The 21247-nt window shown below is 64.7% G+C and carries 23 protein-coding genes; 16 read left to right on the forward strand and 7 right to left on the reverse strand.

Annotated features, from left to right (window positions below; all coding sequences use genetic code 11):
• Positions 1-142 precede the first annotated feature (142 nt).
• The 6 genes from L6637_RS13720 (at position 143) to L6637_RS13745 (ending at position 4165) form a co-directional block, all read left to right on the forward strand.
• The gene (locus tag L6637_RS13720) at positions 143-337 is read left to right on the forward strand and encodes a twin transmembrane helix small protein (protein WP_057746671.1); all 195 of its coding nucleotides are present in this window, start codon (positions 143-145) and stop codon (positions 335-337) included.
• Between the two features lie 88 nt (positions 338-425).
• Positions 426-998, forward strand: a complete 573-nt coding sequence (locus L6637_RS13725) for a cob(I)yrinic acid a,c-diamide adenosyltransferase (RefSeq protein WP_237863925.1) — start codon at positions 426-428, stop codon at positions 996-998.
• Between the two features lie 126 nt (positions 999-1124).
• The gene (locus tag L6637_RS13730; RefSeq protein WP_237863924.1) at positions 1125-1874 is read left to right on the forward strand and encodes an electron transfer flavoprotein subunit beta/FixA family protein; all 750 of its coding nucleotides are present in this window, start codon (positions 1125-1127) and stop codon (positions 1872-1874) included.
• The gene (locus L6637_RS13735; RefSeq protein WP_237863923.1) at positions 1874-2824 is read left to right on the forward strand and encodes an electron transfer flavoprotein subunit alpha/FixB family protein; all 951 of its coding nucleotides are present in this window, start codon (positions 1874-1876) and stop codon (positions 2822-2824) included. Before L6637_RS13730 ends, L6637_RS13735 begins: the two co-directional genes overlap by 1 nt.
• Before the next feature lie 193 nt (positions 2825-3017).
• Positions 3018-3899 carry a 3-hydroxybutyryl-CoA dehydrogenase gene (locus L6637_RS13740; RefSeq protein ID WP_237863922.1) on the forward strand — a complete coding sequence of 294 codons (882 nt, stop codon included), beginning with the start codon at positions 3018-3020 and terminating at the stop codon, positions 3897-3899.
• Between the two features lie 71 nt (positions 3900-3970).
• The gene (locus L6637_RS13745; protein WP_237863921.1) at positions 3971-4165 is read left to right on the forward strand and encodes a putative motility protein; all 195 of its coding nucleotides are present in this window, start codon (positions 3971-3973) and stop codon (positions 4163-4165) included.
• Here L6637_RS13745 and tlpA read toward each other — a convergent pair.
• Positions 4162-4827 carry a thiol:disulfide interchange protein TlpA gene (gene tlpA / locus L6637_RS13750; RefSeq protein ID WP_237864357.1) on the reverse strand — a complete coding sequence of 222 codons (666 nt, stop codon included), beginning with the start codon at positions 4825-4827 and terminating at the stop codon, positions 4162-4164. The two genes, L6637_RS13745 and tlpA, sit on opposite strands and share 4 nt — an antisense overlap.
• A 101-nt stretch (positions 4828-4928) precedes the next feature.
• Between tlpA and argH the strand changes: the two genes are divergently transcribed.
• The 3 genes from argH to lysA all read left to right on the forward strand — a co-directional run bounded on the left by argH (position 4929) and on the right by lysA (position 7999).
• Positions 4929-6326, forward strand: a complete 1398-nt coding sequence (gene argH / locus L6637_RS13755; RefSeq protein WP_237863920.1) for an argininosuccinate lyase — start codon at positions 4929-4931, stop codon at positions 6324-6326.
• 93 nt (positions 6327-6419) lie between these two features.
• Positions 6420-6710, forward strand: a complete 291-nt coding sequence (lptM, locus tag L6637_RS13760; RefSeq protein WP_237863919.1) for an LPS translocon maturation chaperone LptM — start codon at positions 6420-6422, stop codon at positions 6708-6710.
• Positions 6711-6733: 23 nt separating this feature from the next.
• Complete coding sequence (gene lysA / locus L6637_RS13765) at positions 6734-7999, forward strand: diaminopimelate decarboxylase (RefSeq protein WP_237863918.1); 1266 nt, start codon at positions 6734-6736, stop codon at positions 7997-7999.
• A 40-nt stretch (positions 8000-8039) separates the two neighbouring features.
• Here lysA and L6637_RS13770 read toward each other — a convergent pair whose 3' ends face one another.
• The 3 genes from L6637_RS13770 to L6637_RS13780 all read right to left on the reverse strand — a co-directional run bounded on the left by L6637_RS13770 (position 8040) and on the right by L6637_RS13780 (position 11341).
• Positions 8040-9764 (reverse strand): tannase/feruloyl esterase family alpha/beta hydrolase, encoded by a 1725-nt coding sequence (locus L6637_RS13770; RefSeq protein WP_237863917.1) that lies wholly within the window; start codon positions 9762-9764, stop codon positions 8040-8042.
• A 139-nt stretch (positions 9765-9903) separates the two neighbouring features.
• Positions 9904-10812 carry an NAD(P)-dependent oxidoreductase gene (locus L6637_RS13775; protein ID WP_237870923.1) on the reverse strand — a complete coding sequence of 303 codons (909 nt, stop codon included), beginning with the start codon at positions 10810-10812 and terminating at the stop codon, positions 9904-9906.
• Positions 10813-10957: 145 nt separating this feature from the next.
• Positions 10958-11341, reverse strand: a complete 384-nt coding sequence (locus tag L6637_RS13780) for a carboxymuconolactone decarboxylase family protein (RefSeq protein ID WP_008567285.1) — start codon at positions 11339-11341, stop codon at positions 10958-10960.
• Between the two features lie 182 nt (positions 11342-11523).
• On the opposite strand from L6637_RS13780, the gene L6637_RS13785 reads away from it, so the two are divergent.
• Positions 11524-14142 (forward strand): TIGR02302 family protein, encoded by a 2619-nt coding sequence (locus L6637_RS13785; protein ID WP_237863915.1) that lies wholly within the window; start codon positions 11524-11526, stop codon positions 14140-14142.
• Between the two features lie 154 nt (positions 14143-14296).
• Here the strand turns inward: L6637_RS13785 and L6637_RS13790 are convergent, their stop codons facing one another.
• Both L6637_RS13790 and L6637_RS13795 read right to left on the reverse strand, forming a co-directional pair.
• Positions 14297-14671 (reverse strand): response regulator, encoded by a 375-nt coding sequence (locus L6637_RS13790; protein WP_128954176.1) that lies wholly within the window; start codon positions 14669-14671, stop codon positions 14297-14299.
• Positions 14672-14732: 61 nt separating this feature from the next.
• Positions 14733-15611 carry an MJ0042-type zinc finger domain-containing protein gene (locus tag L6637_RS13795; RefSeq protein ID WP_237863914.1) on the reverse strand — a complete coding sequence of 293 codons (879 nt, stop codon included), beginning with the start codon at positions 15609-15611 and terminating at the stop codon, positions 14733-14735.
• Positions 15612-15829: 218 nt separating this feature from the next.
• On the opposite strand from L6637_RS13795, the gene ftsE reads away from it, so the two are divergent.
• The 4 genes from ftsE to L6637_RS13815 all read left to right on the forward strand — a co-directional run bounded on the left by ftsE (position 15830) and on the right by L6637_RS13815 (position 19012).
• Positions 15830-16489, forward strand: a complete 660-nt coding sequence (ftsE, locus tag L6637_RS13800; protein WP_237863913.1) for a cell division ATP-binding protein FtsE — start codon at positions 15830-15832, stop codon at positions 16487-16489.
• On the forward strand, positions 16482-17450 hold the full coding sequence (locus tag L6637_RS13805; RefSeq protein WP_237863912.1) for a cell division protein FtsX: 969 nt from the start codon (positions 16482-16484) through the stop codon (positions 17448-17450). The genes ftsE and L6637_RS13805 overlap by 8 nt, the downstream gene beginning before the upstream one ends.
• A 72-nt stretch (positions 17451-17522) precedes the next feature.
• Complete coding sequence (locus tag L6637_RS13810) at positions 17523-18227, forward strand: YdcF family protein (RefSeq protein ID WP_237863911.1); 705 nt, start codon at positions 17523-17525, stop codon at positions 18225-18227.
• An 11-nt stretch (positions 18228-18238) separates the two neighbouring features.
• The gene (locus L6637_RS13815) at positions 18239-19012 is read left to right on the forward strand and encodes a lysophospholipid acyltransferase family protein (RefSeq protein WP_237863910.1); all 774 of its coding nucleotides are present in this window, start codon (positions 18239-18241) and stop codon (positions 19010-19012) included.
• On the opposite strand, the gene L6637_RS13820 is transcribed toward L6637_RS13815, so the two are convergent.
• A complete protein-coding gene (locus tag L6637_RS13820; protein WP_237863909.1) occupies positions 19009-19620 on the reverse strand; it encodes a gamma-glutamylcyclotransferase in 612 nt (203 codons plus the stop codon). The two genes, L6637_RS13815 and L6637_RS13820, sit on opposite strands and share 4 nt — an antisense overlap.
• Before the next feature lie 110 nt (positions 19621-19730).
• Here L6637_RS13820 and L6637_RS13825 point away from each other — a divergent pair, with 110 nt between their 5' ends.
• Both L6637_RS13825 and L6637_RS13830 read left to right on the forward strand, forming a co-directional pair.
• Complete coding sequence (locus L6637_RS13825; RefSeq protein ID WP_237863908.1) at positions 19731-20915, forward strand: DUF2125 domain-containing protein; 1185 nt, start codon at positions 19731-19733, stop codon at positions 20913-20915.
• Between the two features lie 133 nt (positions 20916-21048).
• Positions 21049-21246, forward strand: coding sequence for a hypothetical protein (locus tag L6637_RS13830; protein ID WP_237863907.1), 198 nt, complete (start codon positions 21049-21051; stop codon positions 21244-21246).
• Position 21247: the final 1 nt, after the last annotated feature.

Here is a 21247-nt window from a genome sequence, read left to right on the forward strand (position 1 = left end):
CTCCCCGCAAGCGGGGAGACGCGAGGAGGACGGACCATGCGAGCAAATCGGAAATCATTCGGCCAGCTTCTGACATTATGGGATCAAAAGCCAGATTTGGAACGCCATGGCGGAGCGCCGCACACGGTGTTATCACCCCCAAATGGCATCTCTCCTGAGTACTTTCATTCTGCCGATCGCCGTGGCCGCCGTGGCGGTGGTGCTGCTGCTCGGCCTCGTCAACATGATGCGTGGCGGCTCGCCCAACACCTCGCAGAAATTGATGCGTTGGCGCGTGCTGCTGCAGTTCATCGCGATCGTTATCGCCATGGTCGCGGTCTGGGCGATGGGGCGATAGGGCATGATCCGGACCCGAAGGGCCGCGTTTGCGAAAAGTGTGAAGCGGTTTTCCGGCTGGATCTTGCCCTAAGAACAAGGACACTTTCATGGTCGTGCTCAACCGCATCTATACGAAGACTGGTGACGACGGCACGACAGCGCTCGGAACCGGCGAGCGCCGTCCGAAATATGATCTGCGCATCGCAGCCTATGGCACGGTCGATGAGACCAATGCCGCGATCGGCGTGGTACGCCTTCACACCAGGGATGCGCCGGAGCTCGATGCCATGCTCGGCCGCATCCAGAATGATTTGTTCGATCTCGGCGCCGATCTCGCGGTACCCGAGCGTGAAGGCAAGGCGGAGCGACTGCGGGTAGTGGCGAGCCAGGTCGAGCGGCTCGAGCATGACATCGACGCGATCAACGACAAGCTTGCGCCGCTCACTTCTTTCGTGCTCCCGGGCGGCACGCCGGCCGCCGCCTACCTCCATGTCGCGCGCACGATTTGCCGCAGGGCGGAACGCGTGATGGTGGAACTGGCCGCCCAGCCCGGCGAACCCGTCGGCACGGCTGGCATCCAGTATATGAATCGCCTGTCGGACTTCTTGTTCGTGGCCAGCCGCGCCGCTAACCATGATGGTGCCGGCGACGTGCTCTGGGTTCCGGGCCAGAATCGCTGACCCATTGAGATCAGCATTTCAGGGGGCTAAAATTAGGCCCCTTCGCGCGTTGACCGGGCCGGATCAGGCCTTTAGGTTCCGCGCCAGTTGAATAATCCCCCTCCCAAATTGAGTGAAAGAGGATCGATGAAGGTCTTAGTGCCGGTAAAGCGGGTGGTCGATTACAACGTCAAGGTCCGCGTCAAGGGCGATGGATCGGGCGTTGAACTCGCCAACGTCAAGATGTCGATGAACCCCTTCGACGAAATCGCGGTCGAGGAAGCGCTGCGCCTGAAGGAAGCCGGCAAGGCGACCGAAGTCGTGGTGGTCTCCATAGGACCTGCGCAGGCGTCGGAGACGATCCGCACGGGCCTCGCCATGGGCGCCGACCGCGGCATCCTGGTGAAGGCCGAAGGCATCGTTGAGCCGCTCGCTGTCGCAAAGATCCTCAAGAAGGTTGCTGACGAAGAGCAGCCCGGCCTGATCATCCTCGGCAAGCAGGCGATCGACGACGACAGCAACCAGACCGGTCAGATGCTGGCCGCGCTGCTGGGCTGGTCGCAGGCAACCTTCGCCTCGAAGCTCGAGGTCGAAGGCTCCGACTTCAAGGTCACCCGCGAGGTCGACGGCGGCTTGCAGACCGTCAAGCTCAAGGGGCCGGCGATCGTCACCACCGATCTGCGTCTCAACGAGCCGCGTTACGCTTCGCTGCCCAACATCATGAAGGCCAAGAAGAAGCCGATCGCGGAGAAGACCGTCGCCGATTACGGCGTCGACGTCACTGCGCGCCTCGAAGTTCTGAAGACGGCCGAGCCCGCGGGCCGCAAGGCCGGCGTCAAGGTGAAGGACGTCGCCGAGCTGGTGTCGAAGCTCAAGAACGAAGCCGGGGTGCTCTGATGACTGCGCTGTTGATTGCTGAACACGAACACGAGGTCCTCAAGGACTCCACCAACAAGGCGCTGACCGCGGCTTCCCAACTCGGCGGCGACGTCCACGTGCTGGTCGCCGGTGGCGGGCAGGGCACCAAGGCTGCGGCCGAGGCCGCCTCGAAGCTCGCTGGTGTCGCCAAGGTGCTGGTCGCCGAAGGCGAAGCCTACGCGCACGATCTCGCCGAGCCGCTGGCGGCACTGATCGTCTCGCTGGCCCCGTCCTATGACGCGATCGTCGCGCCCGCGACCTCGCGATTCAAGAACGTGATGCCGCGCGTCGCAGCCCTGCTCGACGTCATGCAGGTCTCGGAGATCACCAAGGTGGTCGCCCCCGATACCTATGAGCGTCCGATCTATGCCGGCAACGCCATCCAGACGGTGAAGTCGAAGGACGCCAAGAAGGTCATCACGGTCCGTACCTCGACCTTCGCGGCGGCAGCCAGCGGCGGCAGCGCGCCGGTCGAGAGCGTTGCGGCGGCGGCGGATCCGGGCCTGTCGACCTTTGTCGGCGAGGAAGTCGCCAAGAGCGACCGTCCGGAGCTGACCTCGGCCAAGATCATCGTTTCCGGCGGTCGGGCCATGCAGAGCCGCGAGAACTTCGCCAAGTACATCGAGCCGCTCGCCGACAAGTTAGGGGCCGGTGTCGGTGCCTCCCGTGCGGCGGTCGATGCCGGCTATGCGCCGAACGACTGGCAGGTCGGCCAGACCGGCAAGGTCGTGGCCCCCGAGCTCTACGTCGCGGTGGGCATTTCCGGTGCCATCCAGCATCTGGCCGGCATGAAGGACTCCAAGGTGATCGTCGCGATCAACAAGGACGAGGACGCGCCGATCTTCCAGGTGGCCGATTACGGTCTGGTCGCCGACCTCTACCAAGCGGTTCCGGAGCTGACCGACGAACTCGGCAAGCTCGGCAAGTAAAACGCGATAAAAACACCGGCCGGAGGTATAAACTCCGGCCGGTGTTTCATTTCTGAGCCGTTTTCTTTGGCGTGGGGCACGCCTTCGAAGCGATCCAATCTAGGTTTCGGGCCAAGGTTCTGATTAAATCGATCCTCCCGGCTCAGGGGATTAGGCAGGGCGCGATATGCGCGCCGTTCCGGTGGATGACATTATGGCGGCAGTGATCAAGAAGGTCGGCGTGATCGGCGCGGGTCAGATGGGCAACGGCATCGCGCATGTCGCGGCCCTGGCCGGTTTCGATGTGGTGCTCAACGATGTCTCGGCCGACCGCCTGAAATCAGGCATGGCCACCATCAATGGCAATCTGGCGCGCCAGGTCTCCAAGAAGGGGGTCACCGAGGACGACAAGACCAAGGCGATGGCGCGCATCTCGCTGGCCGAGAAGCTGGACGACCTCGCCGACTGCGATCTTGTGATCGAGACCGCGGTCGAGAAGGAAGAGGTCAAGCGCAAGATCTTCCACGAACTTTGCGCGATTCTGAAGCCGGAGGCGATCGTCGCCTCCGACACGTCCTCGATCTCGATCACCCGCCTTGCCGCCGCGACCGACCGGCCCGAGCGCTTCATCGGCATTCACTTCATGAATCCGGTGCCGCTGATGGAGCTGGTGGAGCTGATCCGCGGCATCGCCACCGATGATTCCACCTTCGAGGCCTCCAAGGAATTCGTCGCCAAGCTCGGCAAGCAGGTCGCGGTCTCCGAGGATTTCCCGGCCTTCATCGTCAACCGCATCCTGCTGCCGATGATCAACGAGGCGATCTACACGCTGTATGAAGGCGTCGGCAATGTCGAGGCGATCGACGCGGCGATGAAACTCGGCGCCCACCATCCAATGGGCCCGCTCGAGCTCGCCGATTTCATCGGTCTCGATACCTGCCTTTCGATCATGCAGGTGCTGCACGAGGGCCTCGCCGACTCGAAGTACCGGCCGTGCCCGCTGCTGGTGAAATACGTCGAAGCCGGCTGGCTCGGTCGCAAGACCCAGCGCGGCTTCTACGACTACCGCGGGGCCAAGCCGGTTCCGACCCGCTAATCCATCTTGTGACAATTCATGTTGCGTTAACCCCTCGCGCCTAGGCTGCGGCCGGTACAAGGGTTCGCGTAATGGACATGATGGCGATGGTCAGCACCATGCTGGCCTCTCAGCAGGGCGCGCTGCAGTCGAATATCGCGGCGACGCTGACGAAGCAGAACATGGACATGGAGAAATCCACCGTCCTGACGCTGCTGGGTGCCGGTCAGCCATCCCTTGCCAATGTCGGCCCCGGCGTCGGCGGCAACCTCAACGTCAGCGCCTAAAGCGACGCGGCAGCCGGACCTAACGCGGCCCGAAGCAGCTTGAGCGCGTCGTCGCTCGCCCATTCCGCCGGACCCGCGATCGTCGCGATCTCGCAGCCTTGCGGATCGACCAGCACCGAGGTCGGCATGCCCAAGGCCCGGCCTATCGCCTTAAGATCTTGGAAAACCTTGGCTTTCTGGTCGGTGAAATAGCCGAGCCTGGTCAGATTGGCGTCTTTCAGGAAATTCTTCGGCTTCTCGGGGTCGCGGGTGTCGATATTGATCGCCACCACCTCAAAGTCAGGGCCCGACAGCTTGGCCTGGAGCTGGTCCAGTGCTGGCATCTCTTTCCGGCAGGGCACGCACCAGGTAGCCCAGAGGTTCACCAGCAGGGTCTTGCCGCGGAAATCCGATAGCTTCCTCGGCTTGCCGTCGGCGTCCTCGAAGGTGAGGTCCGGCAGCTTCAGGGGGGCGCTCGCCATGGTCAGCGCGGCCACCTCGCCATGGGCGAGCGGGGCGATCTTCTGGGCTGTGGCGACAGCGGCCCTGCAGGCCGGATCGCCTGACGGAGCCCGGTTCAGGCCGAGCCCATACAGCGCGGCGAAGCCGGCAAGCCCACCGACCACCACGGTGGCGATGACGATGGGGATCCGGCGCGTGGCGGAGGGCTTCTGGTCGAGCATATCGTTTGTCATCCGGTCGCAGATATGGCTATCAGGGGCCTCTTAATACGGCTGGCCTCGGCCAGCAAACATGCGGCAAAGCAAGGCGTGAGCAGGGGATCATGAGCAACAAGATGTGGGGCGGCCGGTTCTCGGAGCGTCCCGATGAGATCATGGAAGAGATCAACGTCTCCATCGACGTCGATCGTCACCTCTACGCCCAGGACATTGCCGCGTCCAAGGCCCACGCCGCGATGTTGGCCGCGAACGGCATCATCACGGCCTCTGATGCGAAAAATATCGGCAAGGGTCTAGACACGATTTTGTCAGAGATCGGCAAAGGCGGCTTCGAGTTCAAGCGCGCGCTCGAGGACATTCATATGAATGTCGAGAGCCGTCTGTCGGAGCTGATCGGGCCCGCCGCCGGCCGACTGCACACCGCGCGCTCCCGCAACGACCAGGTCGCGACCGACTTCCGTCTCTATGTCCGCGACATCGTCGACGAGACCGATGCGGCGCTTGCCGCGTTCCAGCAGGCGCTGGTGGAGCGCGCGCTGGAGCACGCCGGAACCGTGATGCCCGGCTTCACCCATCTGCAGACCGCGCAGCCCGTCACTTTCGGCCATCACCTGCTTGCTTATGTCGAGATGGCCGCGCGTGATCGCGGCCGTTTCCAGGATGCGCGCAAGCGGCTCAATGAATCCCCGCTCGGTGCGGCGGCGCTCGCCGGCACTTCGTTCCCGATCGACCGGCACGCCACCGCAAAGGCGCTGGCCTTCGATCGTCCGATGGCGAACTCGCTCGACGCTGTCTCCGACCGCGACTTCGTGCTGGAGACCTTGTCGGCGGCCTCGATCTGCGCCGTGCACATGTCGCGCTTTGCCGAGGAAATCGTGATCTGGACTTCGCCGCTGGTCGGCATGATCCGCCTCAGCGACAAGTTCACCACCGGCTCCTCGATCATGCCGCAGAAGCGCAACCCTGATGCCGCGGAACTCGTGCGGGCCAAGACCGGCCGCGTCATCGGGGCGCTCAACGGCCTCCTGATTGTGATGAAGGGCCTGCCGCTCGCCTATCAAAAGGACATGCAGGAGGACAAACAGGGCGCCATGGAAGGCTTTGCCGCGCTGTCGCTGGCGATCCGCGCCATGACCGGCATGGTCCGCGACCTCGTGCCTGACGAGGCCAAGATGAGGCTTGCTGCAGGGGAGGGCTATGCCACGGCCACCGATCTCGCCGACTGGCTGGTGCGAACGCTGAAAATGCCGTTCCGCGAGGCCCATCACGTCACCGGCCGCATCGTCGCCAAGGCGGCCGAGGGCGGCGCGGCGCTGCATGAGCTGCCGCTGAAGGAGATGCAGGCGATCGAGCCCAGGATCACCAAGGACGTGCTCGGCGTGCTCTCGGTCGAATCGTCGGTCAAGAGCCGCACCAGCTACGGTGGCACCGCGCCGAAGAACGTGACGGCGCAGGCCAAGGCCTGGGCCAAGCGGCTGGAAAAAGAGCGAAAATTGGGCTGAGGGCCGAAATTTCGCCGATCTTCCGTGGCCTTCCGGCACTCGCCAGCGGGGGCCAACCTCTGTATGGTGCGGCCGCATCGTGGGGATTTCGTCGTGACGTCAAAGTTTCGCCCGGCCGGCTCGGGGTGGGCCATCATTGTCCTTAGCCTGACGGCGCTTGCGCTCGCCGGCTGTGGCCGCAGAGGCCCGCTCGACCTGCCGCCCACCGCCTCCAGCGCGTCCACGGCCAACGTCGCCGCGCCTGGTGACACCGAGACCGAAGCCCAGAAGACGCCGAGCGTGTTCAATCCGACCTATGGCGCGGACGCGCCGCCGGTGGCGACCAAGGGCAGGAAGAAACCGTTTATCCTCGACCCGCTCCTGGACGAAAAGCCCAGCCGATAGGCTGGGGCAACTGAGCCAACGCCATGAACCATTTCGACTACCGCAACGGCGTGCTGCACGCCGAGGCCGTGAACCTGTCCGAGCTGGCCGCGACCGTCGGCACGCCGTTCTATTGCTATTCGACCGCGACGCTGGAGCGGCACTACCGCGTCTTCACTGAAGCCTTTGCTGGCGAGAAGGTGCTGGTCTGCTACGCCATGAAGGCGAACTCCAACCAGTCGGTGCTGCGCACGCTGGCCAAGCTTGGCGCCGGCGCCGACGTCGTCTCCGGCGGCGAGCTGAAGCGCGCGCTCGCGGCCGGTATCCCCGCCAACAAGATCGTGTTTTCCGGCGTCGGCAAGACGGAGACCGAGCTGCGCGCAGCGCTCGCCGCGGACATCCTCTGCCTCAACGTTGAATCCGAGCCCGAGCTCGAATTGCTCTCGCGCCTCGCAACCGAGATGGGCAAGACCGCGCGCATCTCCGTGCGCGTCAATCCCGATGTCGATGCCGGCACGCATGCCAAGATCTCGACCGGCAAGTCCGAGAACAAGTTCGGCATTCCGATCGTTCACGCCCGCGAGGTCTACGCGCGCGCCGCCAAGCTGCCCGGCATCGCGGTCGCGGGCACCGACGTGCATATCGGCAGCCAGATCACCGACCTTTCCAAGATGGAGACCGCGTTCCGCATTCTCTCCGAATTCGTGCAGACATTGCGCGCCGACGGCCACAATATCAGCCACGTCGATTTCGGCGGCGGGCTCGGCATTCCCTACTACATGGACCGCGAAGCGCCGCCGGCGCCCGATGCCTATGCCGCCATGGTCAAGCGCGTCAGCCACAATCTCGGCTGCACGCTGATGTTCGAGCCGGGCCGCATGATCGTCGGCAATGCCGGCATCCTCGTCGCCAAGGTGATCTATGTGAAGCACGGCGACGGCAAGAATTTCGTCATCATCGACGCCGCCATGAACGACCTCATCCGCCCGACGCTGTACGAGGCGTATCACGACATCCTGCCGGTGATGCAGCCGGCCAAGGGCGCGGCGACCATCATGGCCGACGTCGTCGGTCCGGTCTGCGAGACCGGTGACTATCTCGCGCTCGATCGCACGCTGCCGACGCCGAAGCCCGGCGACCTCATCGCCATCATGACCGCAGGCGCCTATGGCGCCGTGCAGGCGGGCACCTACAACACGCGGCCGCTGGTACCGGAGGTGCTGGTCAAGGGCGATCAATACGCGGTCGTGCGCCCGCGCATCGAGGTCGAGCAGCTGATTGCGATGGACACGCCAGCGCCGTGGCTGTGAGGACGCCGGCGAGCTCAAGCTCGCCGACGTCGCGTATGCGTCACGGCCCGTATTTCGGAGCCGGCTTCTGATTGAAGTCGTTCTCGTCGGCGACACAGGTGAAGTTCGCAGCGTTGTTGGTGTCGCCGCTGCCGTTGTACTTCGCGACCTTCGGGAAGACGCAAAGCGGCCGGGTCATTTGCACCGTCGGCGGCGTATCGGCCACGTATTTCGTGGCGAGGATCGTATCCGGCGCCGTGCCACCCTCGACCCATTTGACCAGCGGCAACAGCGCATCGAACGAGTTGGGACCGGGGCCGCCGGAGCAGTGATACATGCCGGGCACCATGAACAGACGCGCATAGCTCTGCGTCCGCTGCAGCGCCGGATTGCCACCGAAAAAGCCGACCGGCTGCGCCCCCTGACCCTCATTTCCGACCAGGGTCAGGAAGTAGTTGATGCTACTCTGTGACGGGATCAGGGGGTCGGCCCAGCCGTGGTACATCAAGAGCTTGCCGCCATGTGCACGGAAGTCGCCGAGATCGGTGCTGGTCGCGTTCAGTACCGCGGCGAGCTGATCGTCGACCTTGTCGATGTCGCGGTGGAAATCGAAATTGGCAAAGTTGGTCGCGCTTCCCGGATAGCCGAAGCTCGGGCCGAACACCCAGTAGAACAGGCCGTCGAAGGCTGGCTCGGGCAGTTGCTCCTGGAACGCAAGGCCAAGCGCGAGGATGTCGTCGGTCTCGTTGCCGCGCTCGGAGCCAGGATTGACGAGCTGTCCGTTCACCGGATCGATCGTGCCGGCGTAATAGCGCTGCATAGTCGTGACCTGATCCGAGGTCAGGCAGGCCGGCGGCGCGTTGCCGCCCGTGCAGAGCAGGACCTTCGGATCGAAGTGACAATCGCGCGGATCGGTCAGGAACTGATCGGTCTTGGCGCCGCCGTCCTGCCCGACGCATTGCTTCAGCACGGCCTGGTTGACCAGCGTCATCTGGCCGGGCTGGATGAGCCGGCCGGGGCTCGCATGCGCGTTCTGCCAGCCATAGAGGCCTGCCATGTGCAGATGCGTGCGATTGAAGGCGGGAGCGCCGGCAAGGATGCCGTCATAATCGTTGGGGAAGCGCTGCGCCTCCATCAAGGCGTTCTGGCCGCCGGTGGAGCAGCCGGCGAAATAAGCCCGCTGCGATCGATGGCCGTAGAACGCGCTGGCGATCTCCTTGCCGCGCTCGGTCATTAAATGGATCGCACGGTAGCCGAAATCCTTGATCCGCTCGGGATGCCCGAACAGACCCGTCGACGGCACCGCTGGATCGCCGAACTCCGTGGCAAGCTGGTTGCCCATGTTGCCGGCCGAGCCGCAGAACAGCGGATTGCAACCTGACGATCCCGTGCCGAGATCGCTGTTGGTCGATGCAAATCCGGCCTGGATGCCGATGGCGAGCTCGTTGTAGGTGATCACGCCCTGGAAACCGCCGCCGCCGGTGCCAAGGAACCTGCCGTTCCAATTGGTCTCGGGCAGCCAGACCTCGATCTTGATCGCGGAGTCCGAGCTGGGGATCAAGGTTGCGGTGACGCGGCAGAACGCGGGAAGGCCGGTGATCGGGCTCCCGCCCGGGGGGACAAAGGTGCCCGTCGCGTTGTCGTCAGCCGAATTGATCACCGTGTGCTGGAATTGTAGGGATCGAAGATTGGTGCACGCCGTCGCCATGGCGGGCGAGGTGCCGAGTGCGACACAGGCAAACAGGGCCGTGGTCGCACCGACAAGTAAGTGTCGATGACGCTTCATTCCGTCCTCCCTGATTTTTTGCAGGCTTCTAGTGAGGACAGGATAGCGCACAAAGATTGCAACTCAAGGATGAAGCATCGTGTCGCGAGTTGATCGACGCTCTCGCGTACCGGTTGCGGAGATGCAGGCTGGGAGTGAGTTATTTCCCAGCCAGGCCGCCGGCCTTCCCACCGACCACCACGCCCGCCTTCTTCTCGATCGGCTTGATCGCCGCGGTGAAATCGGACTCGGCACCTTCCGCTGATATCACGGTCTCCCAGAGGCGTCCGACCGCGTCCGCGACCTCCATCGACAGGCCCAGCTGCTTCATCTCCTCCAGCGCCAGCCGCACGTCCTTCACCATCAGCCCGGTCGCGAAGCCGAAGTCGAAGCTGCGCGGCAGCACCGAGCGCGGAAACTTGTCGCGGCTCGCAGTGTTCATGCCTGAGCCCGCATTGATGACGTCGATCATCACGGCGGGATCGAGTCCGGCCTTCACGCCCATCACCACGGCTTCCGACGTCGCCACGATGGCGGTGGCCGAGAGGAAATTGTTGGCGAGCTTCATGGTCTGCGCCGCGCCCGGCTTCTCGCCGATGAAGAACACCTTTCCGATCACGTCGAGTGCCGGCCTGAGCAGCTCGAACTCAGCCTTTGGCCCCGACACCATCACCGCCAGCGTGCCCTTCTCGGCGCCGCCGACGCCGCCCGACACCGGGCAGTCGATCTGCACGATGTTGCGTTGTGCGAGCAGGCCGTGAATCTTCACAGCCATTTGCGAGCCGACCGTCGAGAGGTCGATGAAGCGTTTGGCACGGCTCCCTTCGATCACGCCGTTCGCGCCGGTGGCGACCTCGAGCGAAGCCTTGAGCGATGGCAGGCTCGCCATCACGGTCTCGACCTTGTCGGCGACATCCTTCGGCGACGTCGCAGCAGTCGCGCCGCGTGCGACAAGCTGGTCGACGGCTTCTCTGCGGGTGTCGAACACGACGAGCTTGTGCCCGGCCTCGATCAGCCGCCGCGCCATCGGGAAGCCCATGTTGCCGAGGCCGATGAATCCGATGTCCATGGTGTTTCCTTTGTTTCTTTTCGTTGTTGTGAGAGTGCCCATTTCATCCTCGGTGTCGTCCCGGATCGGCGCTACGCCCCAGACAACGCTACGCGTTGCCGAGGCTTCGCTTGTCCGGGACGACAGCGGAGATCGGCGTACCCCCTCACGCCTTCCCATCGATCTCCGCGAACACCTCGCGCGCGATGCGGAAGCTGTCGACGGCGGCCGGCATGCCGCCATAGATCGCGACCTGCATCAGGATCTCGCGGATCTCGTCGCGGGTGACGCCGTTGGTGAGCGCGCCTTTCAAGTGCGCGCGGAATTCGTGCTGGCGGTTGAGAATCGCGATCATCGCGATGTTGAGCATGCTGCGGGTCTTGCGCGGCAGCTCCTCGCGGCCCCACACCGTGCCCCAGCAATATTCGTTGAGCATCTCCTGGAACGGACGGTTGAAGTCGTCGACGTTCTTGAGCGCGTTGTTGACATAGGCCTCGCCCAGCACCGCTTTGCGGACTTCCAGGCCCTTGTCATGCATCTTCTTGTCCATGGTGTTTCCTTTATTCCCCTTGGGTATTCCTCTTGGGATGGCGCCGCGGAAATTACGGGGTTGCGCCGGGCCAGTCACGTCCTCGTGTTATGCGGGAAAAGGGGTGTCTCCCGTACAGGAACGGATGCCTCAGTGCTGCCGTTGTGGTACGCTCCACTCCGCCGGGTAACTTGGAGAGTTGATTGAACGGCGTCACCCCCGACCCGTCAGCCCCGAACCGTGATGGTGATGCTCTGTCGCGGCTGAAGCTGGCGCAGGCCCTTGTGCGGTCCACCTATGCCATCGCGTGGGAGCGTGCCTGGCCGGGTTTGGCGCGTGTTCTCACCGTTGTCGGCCTGTTTCTGGTGGTGTCCTGGGCCGGTCTTTGGCTGGCGCTGCCCTCCGTCGCCCGCGCCATCGGCCTCGTGATTTTTGCAGGGTTGGCGGTTGCCGCCCTGTTCCCGCTGATTCGGTTTCGCTGGCCGAGCCGCGAAGAGGCGCTCGCCCGGCTCGACCGCGGTTCGGGCATTCGCCATCGCCCCGCCACGACGCTCACGGACACGCTGACCTCGCAAGATCCGGTTGCACTGGCACTCTGGCAGGCGCAGCGCGAGCGCACGCTGGCTTCGCTCAAGCGCATCCGCGCCGGCTTGCCGCACCCGCGCCTCGCTATCCACGATCCCTGGGCGCTGCGCGCGTTGGTGATGGTGATGCTGGTCGCGACCTTCTTTGCGGCTGGCGACGAGCGTGCGATGCGGCTCGGCGCAGCCTTCGACTGGAACGGCGTGCTGGCGCCGACCAATATCCGCGTCGACGCCTGGGTCACGCCACCGCTCTACACCGGCAAGCCGCCGGTGATCCTGTCGGCCGCCAACAAGGAGGCTGCAGCGCTTCCGGCCTCCGGCCCGCTCGCCGTTCCCGCCGGTTCGACCCTGATCGTGCGCTCTTCCGGCGGCAGCCTGGATGTCGTGGTCTCCGGCGGCCTCAAGGAAGCCGAGCCTAAGGAAGCCGCGCCCAAGGGCACCAACGAAAAGCATTTCACCATCACGAGTGATGGCACCGCGCATGTCCGCGCGCCCTCGGGGCAGCCGCAATGGGCCTTTGCTGCGACGCCGGACCGTCCGCCGACGATCGCGCTCGCCAAGGATCCGGAGCGTCAGGCGCGCGGCGCGCTCCAGCTCGTCTACAAGATCGAGGATGATTACGGCGTCACCGGCGCTGAAGCCCAGGTCGCGCCACGGACCGCCGATGCCGGCAAGGAAGGCGACAACAAGACCGCGGCGCGCCCGCTATTCCAGCCGCCGCAGTTTCCGCTGGTGCTGCCGAACGCGCGCACCCGCAACGGCGTCGGCCAGACGGTGAAGGATCTCAGCGAGGATCCTTATGCCGGTGCCGATGTCACGCTGACACTCACCGCCAAGGACGAGGCCGGCAACGAGGCGCGAAGCGATCCGTTCAACATGCGCTTGCCCGAGCGGCTGTTCACCAAGCCGCTCGCACGCGCCTTGATCGAGCAGCGCCGCATCCTCGCGCTCGACGCCAACAAGAATTCCGACGTCTACACCGCGCTCGACGCGCTGATGATCGCGCCCGAACTGTTCACGCAGGAGACCGGGCAATATCTCGGCCTCTACAGCGTCACCCGCCAGCTCGAGGCGGCGCGCACCGATGATGCACTGCGCGAGGTGGTGGCGAGCCTGTGGGCGCTCGCAGTGACGATCGAGGACGGCAACATCTCCGATGTCGAGAAGGCGCTCCGAGCGGCACAGGACGCGCTGAAGCAGGCGCTGGACCGCGGCGCCAGCGACGAGGAGATCAAGAAGCTCACCCAGGATCTGCGGGCGGCGCTGGACAATTTCATGCGCCAGCTTGCCGAGCAGTTCCGCAACAACAAGGATGCGCAAAATCTCGCGCGTCCGCTCGATCCCAATACCAAGATCCTGCGTCAGCAGGACCTGCAGAACATGATCGACCGCATGGAGCGCCTGTCACGCTCGGGCGACAAGGATGCGGCCAAGCAGCTGCTCGACCAGCTTCAGCAGATGCTGGAGGGCCTCCAGATGGCCCAGCCGGGACAGTCCGGCGAGAGCGACATGGAGCAGGCGCTCAACGAGCTTGGCGACATGATCCGCAAGCAGCAGCAATTGCGGGACAAGACCTACAAGCAGGGCCAGGATTCCCGGCGCGATCGGATGCGCGGCAAGCAGCAGCAGGGCGACCAGTCGATGTCGGACCTGCAGCAGGACCAGCAGGCGCTGCGCGATCGCCTGAAGAAGCTCCAGGACGAAATGGCCAAGCGCGGCCTCTCGCAGAAGGGCCAGAAAGGCCAACAGGGACAGAAGGGCCAGGAAGGTCAGCAAGGCGACCAGGCGCAGTCCGGCCAGGACGGCGATCAGGATGCCGATCAGGGTGATGATGATGGCGGGCTCGATTCCGCCGACAACGCCATGGGCGATGCGGGCTCGAAGCTCGGCGAAGGCAATGCTGACGGTGCGGTGGATTCCCAGGGCAAGGCGCTGGAGGCGATGCGCAAGGGTGCGCAGAAGATGGCCGAGGCGATGCAGCAGGGCGACGGCGACGGCCAGGGCGACGGTCCCGGCAATCGTGCCGGTCGCCAGCAGAGCGGCGGCAACCAGACCGACCCGCTCGGCCGTCCGTTGCGCGGCCACGAATTCGGCGACGATTACACGGTCAGGATCCCCGGCGAGATCGACGTCCAGCGCGTCCGCCGCATTCTCGAAGAACTCCGCCGCCGCCTCGGCGACCCCTCGCGTCCGCAGATCGAGCTCGATTATATCGAGCGGCTGCTGAAGGATTTTTGAGGGGCGAAGCCACCACAAACCGGCTGTCATCGCCCGCGAAGGCGGGCGATCCAGTATTCCAGAGACGGTTGTGATTCAATCGAGAGGCTGCGGCGTACCGGATGCCCCGCCTTCGCGGGGCATGACGGCGGAATGTGTGGCGACACTATCGCTGCTAGCCCTTTTTCGCCGCGAGCGCATCGGCCACCGCCGTGCGGATATCCGCAACCGAGAACGGTTTGGTCACGACGTCATGCACCAGCGCATTCAAATTCGACGCGCGCTCGCGCTGGTCGGCAAAACCCGTCATCAAGAGAATAGTCAAATCGGGAAAGTCGCGCGCGGCGGAGAGCGCCAGAGCGATGCCGTCCATGACGGGCATCTGGATGTCGGTGAGCAACAGATCGAACGCGCCGTCCTCGCGGGTCAGTATCTCCAGCGCCTCGGCGCCGTCCTGCGCGGTGACGGTCTCGTGGCCGTCCATGGCGATGGCGCGCGCCACCAGCTGGCGCATCGAATCCTCGTCGTCGGCGATCAACACTTTTGGCATGAGACGATCCTTGGGGCGATCCTTGGGACGAACCTTCCCGCGCGGGACGTTTGCAAGCTGATTATACGCTGCCACCGGCGATGTCGCGCCGGTTAAAGAAGCGGACGTCGATATTGCGGCCTTCCGGCGGCGGCGAGGCCAGGCGCGAGCGGAAGAAGGCGCGTTCGCCGGGTTGCAGCACGGTCTGCTCCAGCACCGAATTCCAGGCGTAGATCTCGGCACCCTGCGCGTCGCGCACCGCAAAACGCAGGCGCGGAATATCGAGCGGCTTCTTGCCCTGGCCGACGATCACGCCCTCGATCACCAGCACCTGCTTACCGTCCACCGTCTCGGTCGAGAGCTTGACGTCCTTGAAGGCCAGCCCGCGCAGGTTCACCTCCAGCCCGACCAGCTTGTAGAAGGCCGCGGTCTGCGGCAGCAGGCGGACCATGTCGCCGCGCCAGATCACCAGCGCCAGCACCAGCGCGCCCATGGCGGCGCAGGCGATCGGCAGGCCGTAATAGGTTCTGCGCGGGGCGACGGCGGGTGTCGGCCGGCTCACCTTGGCCCCGCGACGGCTGAACAGGCCGCTGAACCAGGATTGGTGCTGGATCCCGACGACTTCTTCTTCCGCGGCCCGGGCCGCCGCCGACCACTCGTCCTCAGCCTCCGCGGCATCTTCGGTCGGCCAGTCGCTGGCGATCGAGGGACTGTCGACCACCGGCGTCTCGGTGGCGTTATCGTCCTTGGCGTAGGTGTTCCACTGCTCGGCGAGGTCGGACTGGTCGTCGGCCTGGCTGGCTGCGGCCATGGCCGGCACGACGGCCTCCTCGATGGCGTCCTCGGGATGGGCGATCCAGGTTTTCTTGCAGCGGGAGCAGCGGACAGTCCGCCCATTGGCCCCAAGGCTCGCAAGCTTGATGGCGTAGGATGTCATACAATGGGGGCAGACGATATGCATGGACGGCCTCGACGATGACCTTGTCGCAGGGAACCTGGCGCCAAGCTTCTCCTGCGCCAAGCTTCTCCTGAGAAGGGACTTCTAAGAATGCTGCCGGGGATGCTACAGGGCGACCGTTAACGAACCGGAAACCATAACGGTCGCACAACCCCTTGATCGCATGCGGCGAAGCCTCGCTGGCGATGCGGCCTTGAGTCCCCCTCGAACGGAGCTGAGCTTTGGTTCGGTTCGAAAATGTCGGATTGCGTTACGGTCTGGGGCCGGAGATCCTGCGCGACCTCAGTTTCCAGATTCCGGCGCATTCCTTCCAGTTCCTCACCGGCCCGTCCGGCGCCGGCAAGACGTCGCTGCTGCGCCTGTTGTTCCTGTCGCACCGGCCGACGCGAGGCCTCATCAATCTGTTCGGCCATGACATCTCGCAGCTCGGCAAGGACGAGATCGCCGATTTGCGCAAGCGCATCGGTATCGTGCTGCAGGATTTCCGCCTGCTCGATCACATGACGACCTATGAAAACGTGGCGCTGCCGTTCCGCGTCATGGGCCGCAGCGAATCCAGCTATCGCAAGGAGGTCATCGACCTGCTGCGCTGGGTCGGTCTCGGTGACCGCATGGATGCGCTGCCGCCGATCCTGTCCGGCGGCGAGAAGCAGCGCGCGGCGATCGCGCGCGCGGTCATCTCGCGGCCCCAACTTCTGCTCGCGGACGAGCCGACCGGCAGCGTCGATCCGACGCTGGGGCGACGCTTGCTGCGGCTGTTCATCGAGCTCAACAAATCAGGCACCGCCGTCATCATCGCCACCCACGATATCGCGCTGATGGACCAGTACGAAGCGCGCCGCTTCGTGCTGCATCAGGGACGGCTGCACGTCTATGAGTAGGACCGACGAGCGCGGCGTGTTGGTCGACCTCGGACAGGAGCGTCCGCCGCTGCCGGCCAGGGCGCGCAATTTGTCCCCGATCGTGCCGCGCGCCTCGATCCATGGCCGCGCACTGGTCGCCGTCGTTGCTATCATGACGTTCCTTGCCTCGATGACGACGGGCACTGTCCTCTTGGTGAGCGCTTCGGCTGCGGAATGGCAATCGGATGTCGCCAGCGAGATCACCATCCAGGTTCGCCCGCAATCCGGACGCGACATCGAGCGCGACACGGTTGCCGTCACTGAAGCAATGCGCGCGCAAGCCGGCATTGTCGAGGTCAAGCCCTTTACCAAAGAGGAGAGCGGCAAGCTGCTCGAGCCCTGGCTCGGCACTGGCCTCTCGATGGACGATCTGCCGGTCCCGCGCATGATCATCGCGCGCGTGCAGCCCGGCACGGCACTCGACCTCGCCGCGTTGCGTGCCCGCGTGACGCAGGTCGCGCCGAGCGCCAGCGTCGACGATCACCGCGCCTGGATCGAACGGATGCGTTCGATGACCAACGCCACCGTGTTCGCCGGCATCGGCATTCTCGCACTCGTCATCGTCGCGACCATCATCTCGGTCTCCTTCGCAACCCGCGGCGCGATGGCGGCGAACCGCCCGATCGTCGAAGTGCTGCATTTCGTCGGTGCCGGCGATCGCTACATCGCCAATCATTTCCTGCGGCATTTCCTCCGGCTCGGCCTCGAAGGCGGCGTCATCGGCGGCGGCGTCGCCATGTTACTGTTTGGTTTCTCCGAGTCGATCGCCGGCTGGTTTTCCGGCACCCCTGTCGGCGACCAGTTCGCAGCTTTGCTCGGCACTTTCTCGCTGCGGCCATCAGGCTACGTCGTGCTCGCGGTGCAGGCCGTCCTGATCGGCGCAATCACCGCGGTCGCCTCGCGCCAAACCCTGTTCGCGACGCTGAATGACGTGGATTGAGTGCGATAAACCGGACTCCACTTCGCCTCAAAACGTCTTAAAATCATCCGGGGAAGGGATCACCGACATCACATGACCTCGCCGACCGACGATCGATCGCCGAAAATGCCGCGCGGCTGGCTCCGCGCGACCGTCGTGTCGACGATCGCGTTCACCTTTGTCGGCGCGGCGGCGGGCTTCATCGCCTTCCTGTCGCAATTGCGCGGCGTGGAGATCGCCCCCAGCCGCAAGGCTGACGGCATCGTGGTCCTCACCGGCGGCTCCTCGCGGGTTTCGGACGCGATGGAGCTGCTCGCGGCGGGCTACGGCGAGAGGCTCCTGATCTCGGGCGTGCACCCGACCTCGACGGCGAACGATATTTCGCGCACGCTGCCGGAGAACCAGTCCTTCATGACCTGCTGTGTCGACCTCGACCGCACCGCGCTCACGACCCGCGGCAACGCGGCGGAGGCGCGGCGCTGGGCCGAGGGGCGCGGCTTCAAATCGCTGATCGTTGTCACTTCGAATTACCACATGCCCCGCGCGCTCGTGGAATTCTCGCATGCGATGCCGGAGACGACACTCGTTCCTTTCGCGGTGGTCGGTGACAAATGGCGCGAGGAGCCGTGGTGGACCTCGGCCTCGACGCTGCGGCTGCTCATGTCCGAATATGTCAAGTACATCGCGGCCGAGGTGAGGGTGCGGCTGGAAGATTTCGGGATTGACCTTTCGCCCGAGATGTCGGAGCAGCCTTTTGGCCTGCAATCCAGGCGGCCCGCCACCGCACAGGCCAATTGATCGGATTGTTGATGTTCCTGATTTTCCTGCGCTCGCTGCTGTTCAACGTTCTGTTCTATACAGTGCTGGTGTGCCTTGCGATCGTGGCGCTGCCGACCTTCGCGTTGCCGCCGCGCGCCATGCTGACGGTTGCCCAATGGTGGGCGAAGGCGACGCTGTTCCTGATGCGCGTGGTCTGCAACATCAAGGTCGAATTCCGCGGCGTCGAGAAGATTCCGGAAGGGCCGCTCGTGATCGTCGCGAAGCACCAGTCGTTTTGGGAAACCTTCGTGCTGCCGGGCTTTTTCTATCGCCCGATCTTCATCCTCAAGCGCCAGCTCATGCAGATCCCGGTGTTCGGTCAGTTCCTGGTCAAGACCGGCATGATTGCCATCGACCGCAAAGCCGGCGTGAAGGCGCTGCTCGACATGACGCGGCGCGCACGCGAGGCGGTGCGCGGCGGCGGTCAGCTCGTCATCTTTCCGGAAGGCACCCGCCGCGCGCCGGGGGCGCCGCCTGATTACAAGACCGGCTTTGCTCAGATCTATTCATCCTGCGGCGTGCAGTGCCTGCCGATCGCGCTCAATTCCGGCCTGTTCTGGCCGCGCCGCACCTTCATGCGCTATCCCGGCACGCTGGTCGTGGAGTTCCTCGATCCGCTGCCGCCGGGCCTGCCGAAGGATGAGTTTCTCGCGCGCGTGCAAGCCGTGATCGAGGATGCGACCGGTCGCATTGTCGAAGCAGGACGGAAAGAGCAGGAGCAGTTGATCGGCAGCGCGCCGAGCTATGCTCCGACGGACAGCTAGCGGCTGTCCCGGGTTTCGTCGGGAGCCGGCGCGTGCGACGAATGCACCTCGCCATGCAGCATCATGGCGAGCTGATGCAATTGCGTGTCGCGAAAACCTTCGGCCTCGATCGCCTTCACGGTCGCCGTCACATAATCGCGGTTGGCGCCGGACTGTCCGTGGCCCTGGAGCACATGGCGATGCTGATCGGCGAGCGACAGCCGGCCGGCATATTGCACATGGCCGCGGTCGACGACATAGGCGAGCGCCGAGACACGCTCACGCGCTTCATTCTCCAGCCATACCGAGCGCATCACCTCGCGATAGACCGAGGTCACCTGTTCGCGCGCGCGCAAATAGGCGACGACGTCGGCGCGGTTCTTTTCAGCGACGCGGAAGGCGATGCCGCGGCAGGCGCCGCCGCGGTCGAGCCCGAGCACGAGACCCGGCTGCTCCGGCGTGCCGCGATGCACGAAGGAATAGACGCAAAGCGCGCGGTGCTCGCCGACCAGCCGCGCCGGGACGCGCTCGTCGAATTCGAAGCCCGGCCGCCACATCAGCGAGCCATAGCCGAACACCCAGAGGTCGCCCTTGGCTGATGTGACGGTGGGGAGGGTGATTTCCGACATTTCGGGCACGGCTACCAGAAGCGGGGGCCCAAGCGAAGCGAATTCTCCGTCTTTCGTTGGAGGCCAGCCTCGCTTACATTTGACAAAATCTGGGGCCAAAGGGTCGCCGCATGTCCGATATGACCGTTGCCGCAGGCCGGCGCTCCCGTTGGGGGCTCTTCATTGCTCCCGTCATCCTCCTGATCCTCGCGGTCGCCTGGAGCGGTTTCTGGTTCTATGCGGCCTCGCAGGCCGGGATCGCCGCAGATGCCTGGCGCGTGCAGGAGGCCAAGGCCGGCCGCATCTATGACTGCGCCAAGCGCTCGATCGCGGGCTTCCCGTTCCGCTTCGAGGTCCAGTGCTCCGGCGCCAGCGTCGCCCTGGTCTCGCAGAATGCGAGCAAGACGCCGTTCACGGCCAAGCTCGACAACATCCTGGTCGTCGGGCAGGTCTACGATCCCAAACACGTCATTGCGGAATTCACGGCGCCGGCCACGCTGGTCGACGGCGTGACGCAAAACACTTTCGTGGTGAACTGGAGCAAGGGCCGCAGCAGCGTGATCGGCTTGCCGGCGGTGCCGGAGCGCGCCTCCATCGTGTTCGACGATCCCAGCATCAACAGGCTCGATGGCTCGGTGCAGGTGCCGCTCGCGCGCGCCAAGCAGATCGAGCTGCATGGTCGCCTCGCCGATGGATCGACGTCGGCTCATCCTGTGATCGAGACCGTGCTTCAGGTCTCGCAAGGCAGCATTCAGGGCGTGCATCCCTTGCTCGCCGAGCCGTTCGAAGCGGACACGCGCGCCAAGATCAGCGGCCTCTCCGATCTCACGCCAAAGCCATGGCCGCAGCGCTTCCGCGAGATCCAGGCCGCCGGCGGTCATATTGAGATCGTGCAGTCGCGCATCCAGCAGGGCGAGATGATCGCAGTCGCAGCCGGCACGCTCGGCCTCTCGGCCAATGGCCGACTGGACGGCGAATTGCAGATGACGGTGACCGGCCTCGAGCGCGTTATCCCGGCGCTCGGCATCGAGAAGATGCTGGAAGAGGGCGTGCCCCAGGCCACGCTCGATCGTGTTGCGCCCGGCGTGAAGTCGCAGGACCTCAACAATCTCTTCGGTGCGCTCGATCGTGCCGTTCCCGGCCTCGGCAAGGTCATCAAGCAGAACGCCAATGCCGGCGTTGCCGCAGGCATCAACTCGATCGGCACCGAGAGCACGCTCGAGGGCAAGAAGGCGCGCAGTTTCCCGCTGAAATTCGTCGATGGCGCCGTCCTGCTCGGCCCGTTCAAGGTCGGCCAGATTCCGCCGCTGTACTGATTCGCGGTCACGGCGCCTTCGCGCCGATGTGATGACGCGGCGGCCTCGCATCGGGAATGCGGAGCCGGAAAGTCCGGTCTCTCTCCATGTCGCCCGCCGAATGCAGCGGGCCGAGCAGGCAGGAGAGAACACCATGACGATGTCCAGATTGTTCGTGACCGCCATCGCCGTCACTGCCGCGCTTGCGACGCCTGCGTTTTCACAGTGGGAGTCGCGCGGGCCAACCGCCTTCGATCGCGCTGTCGCGAGTCGGGCAGCACGCAACACCATGGCCAATTTGCCTTCGACATCACCGCGCCCCACGGTGATCCGCGCGACCAAGGGCCAATAGC

The organism is Bradyrhizobium zhengyangense (assembly GCF_022012435.1).
GTDB lineage: Bacteria > Pseudomonadota > Alphaproteobacteria > Rhizobiales > Xanthobacteraceae > Bradyrhizobium > Bradyrhizobium zhengyangense.

Bases quoted from the DNA above. Each gene is read 5' to 3' on its own strand.
- L6637_RS13720 (WP_057746671.1), top strand. From the start codon at position 143: ATGGCATCTCTCCTGAGTACTTTCATTCTGCCGATCGCCGTGGCCGCC.
- L6637_RS13725 (WP_237863925.1), top strand. From the start codon at position 426: ATGGTCGTGCTCAACCGCATCTATACGAAGACTGGTGACGACGGCACG.
- L6637_RS13730 (WP_237863924.1), top strand. From the start codon at position 1,125: ATGAAGGTCTTAGTGCCGGTAAAGCGGGTGGTCGATTACAACGTCAAG.
- L6637_RS13735 (WP_237863923.1), top strand. From the start codon at position 1,874: ATGACTGCGCTGTTGATTGCTGAACACGAACACGAGGTCCTCAAGGAC.
- L6637_RS13740 (WP_237863922.1), top strand. From the start codon at position 3,018: ATGGCGGCAGTGATCAAGAAGGTCGGCGTGATCGGCGCGGGTCAGATG.
- L6637_RS13745 (WP_237863921.1), top strand. From the start codon at position 3,971: ATGGACATGATGGCGATGGTCAGCACCATGCTGGCCTCTCAGCAGGGC.
- tlpA (WP_237864357.1), bottom strand. From the start codon at position 4,827: ATGCTCGACCAGAAGCCCTCCGCCACGCGCCGGATCCCCATCGTCATC.
- argH (WP_237863920.1), top strand. From the start codon at position 4,929: ATGAGCAACAAGATGTGGGGCGGCCGGTTCTCGGAGCGTCCCGATGAG.
- lysA (WP_237863918.1), top strand. From the start codon at position 6,734: ATGAACCATTTCGACTACCGCAACGGCGTGCTGCACGCCGAGGCCGTG.
- L6637_RS13770 (WP_237863917.1), bottom strand. From the start codon at position 9,764: ATGAAGCGTCATCGACACTTACTTGTCGGTGCGACCACGGCCCTGTTT.
- L6637_RS13775 (WP_237870923.1), bottom strand. From the start codon at position 10,812: ATGGACATCGGATTCATCGGCCTCGGCAACATGGGCTTCCCGATGGCG.
- L6637_RS13780 (WP_008567285.1), bottom strand. From the start codon at position 11,341: ATGGACAAGAAGATGCATGACAAGGGCCTGGAAGTCCGCAAAGCGGTG.
- L6637_RS13790 (WP_128954176.1), bottom strand. From the start codon at position 14,671: ATGCCAAAAGTGTTGATCGCCGACGACGAGGATTCGATGCGCCAGCTG.
- L6637_RS13795 (WP_237863914.1), bottom strand. From the start codon at position 15,611: ATGCATATCGTCTGCCCCCATTGTATGACATCCTACGCCATCAAGCTT.
- L6637_RS13805 (WP_237863912.1), top strand. From the start codon at position 16,482: ATGAGTAGGACCGACGAGCGCGGCGTGTTGGTCGACCTCGGACAGGAG.
- L6637_RS13810 (WP_237863911.1), top strand. From the start codon at position 17,523: ATGACCTCGCCGACCGACGATCGATCGCCGAAAATGCCGCGCGGCTGG.
- L6637_RS13815 (WP_237863910.1), top strand. From the start codon at position 18,239: ATGTTCCTGATTTTCCTGCGCTCGCTGCTGTTCAACGTTCTGTTCTAT.
- L6637_RS13820 (WP_237863909.1), bottom strand. From the start codon at position 19,620: ATGTCGGAAATCACCCTCCCCACCGTCACATCAGCCAAGGGCGACCTC.
- L6637_RS13825 (WP_237863908.1), top strand. From the start codon at position 19,731: ATGTCCGATATGACCGTTGCCGCAGGCCGGCGCTCCCGTTGGGGGCTC.
- L6637_RS13830 (WP_237863907.1), top strand. From the start codon at position 21,049: ATGACGATGTCCAGATTGTTCGTGACCGCCATCGCCGTCACTGCCGCG.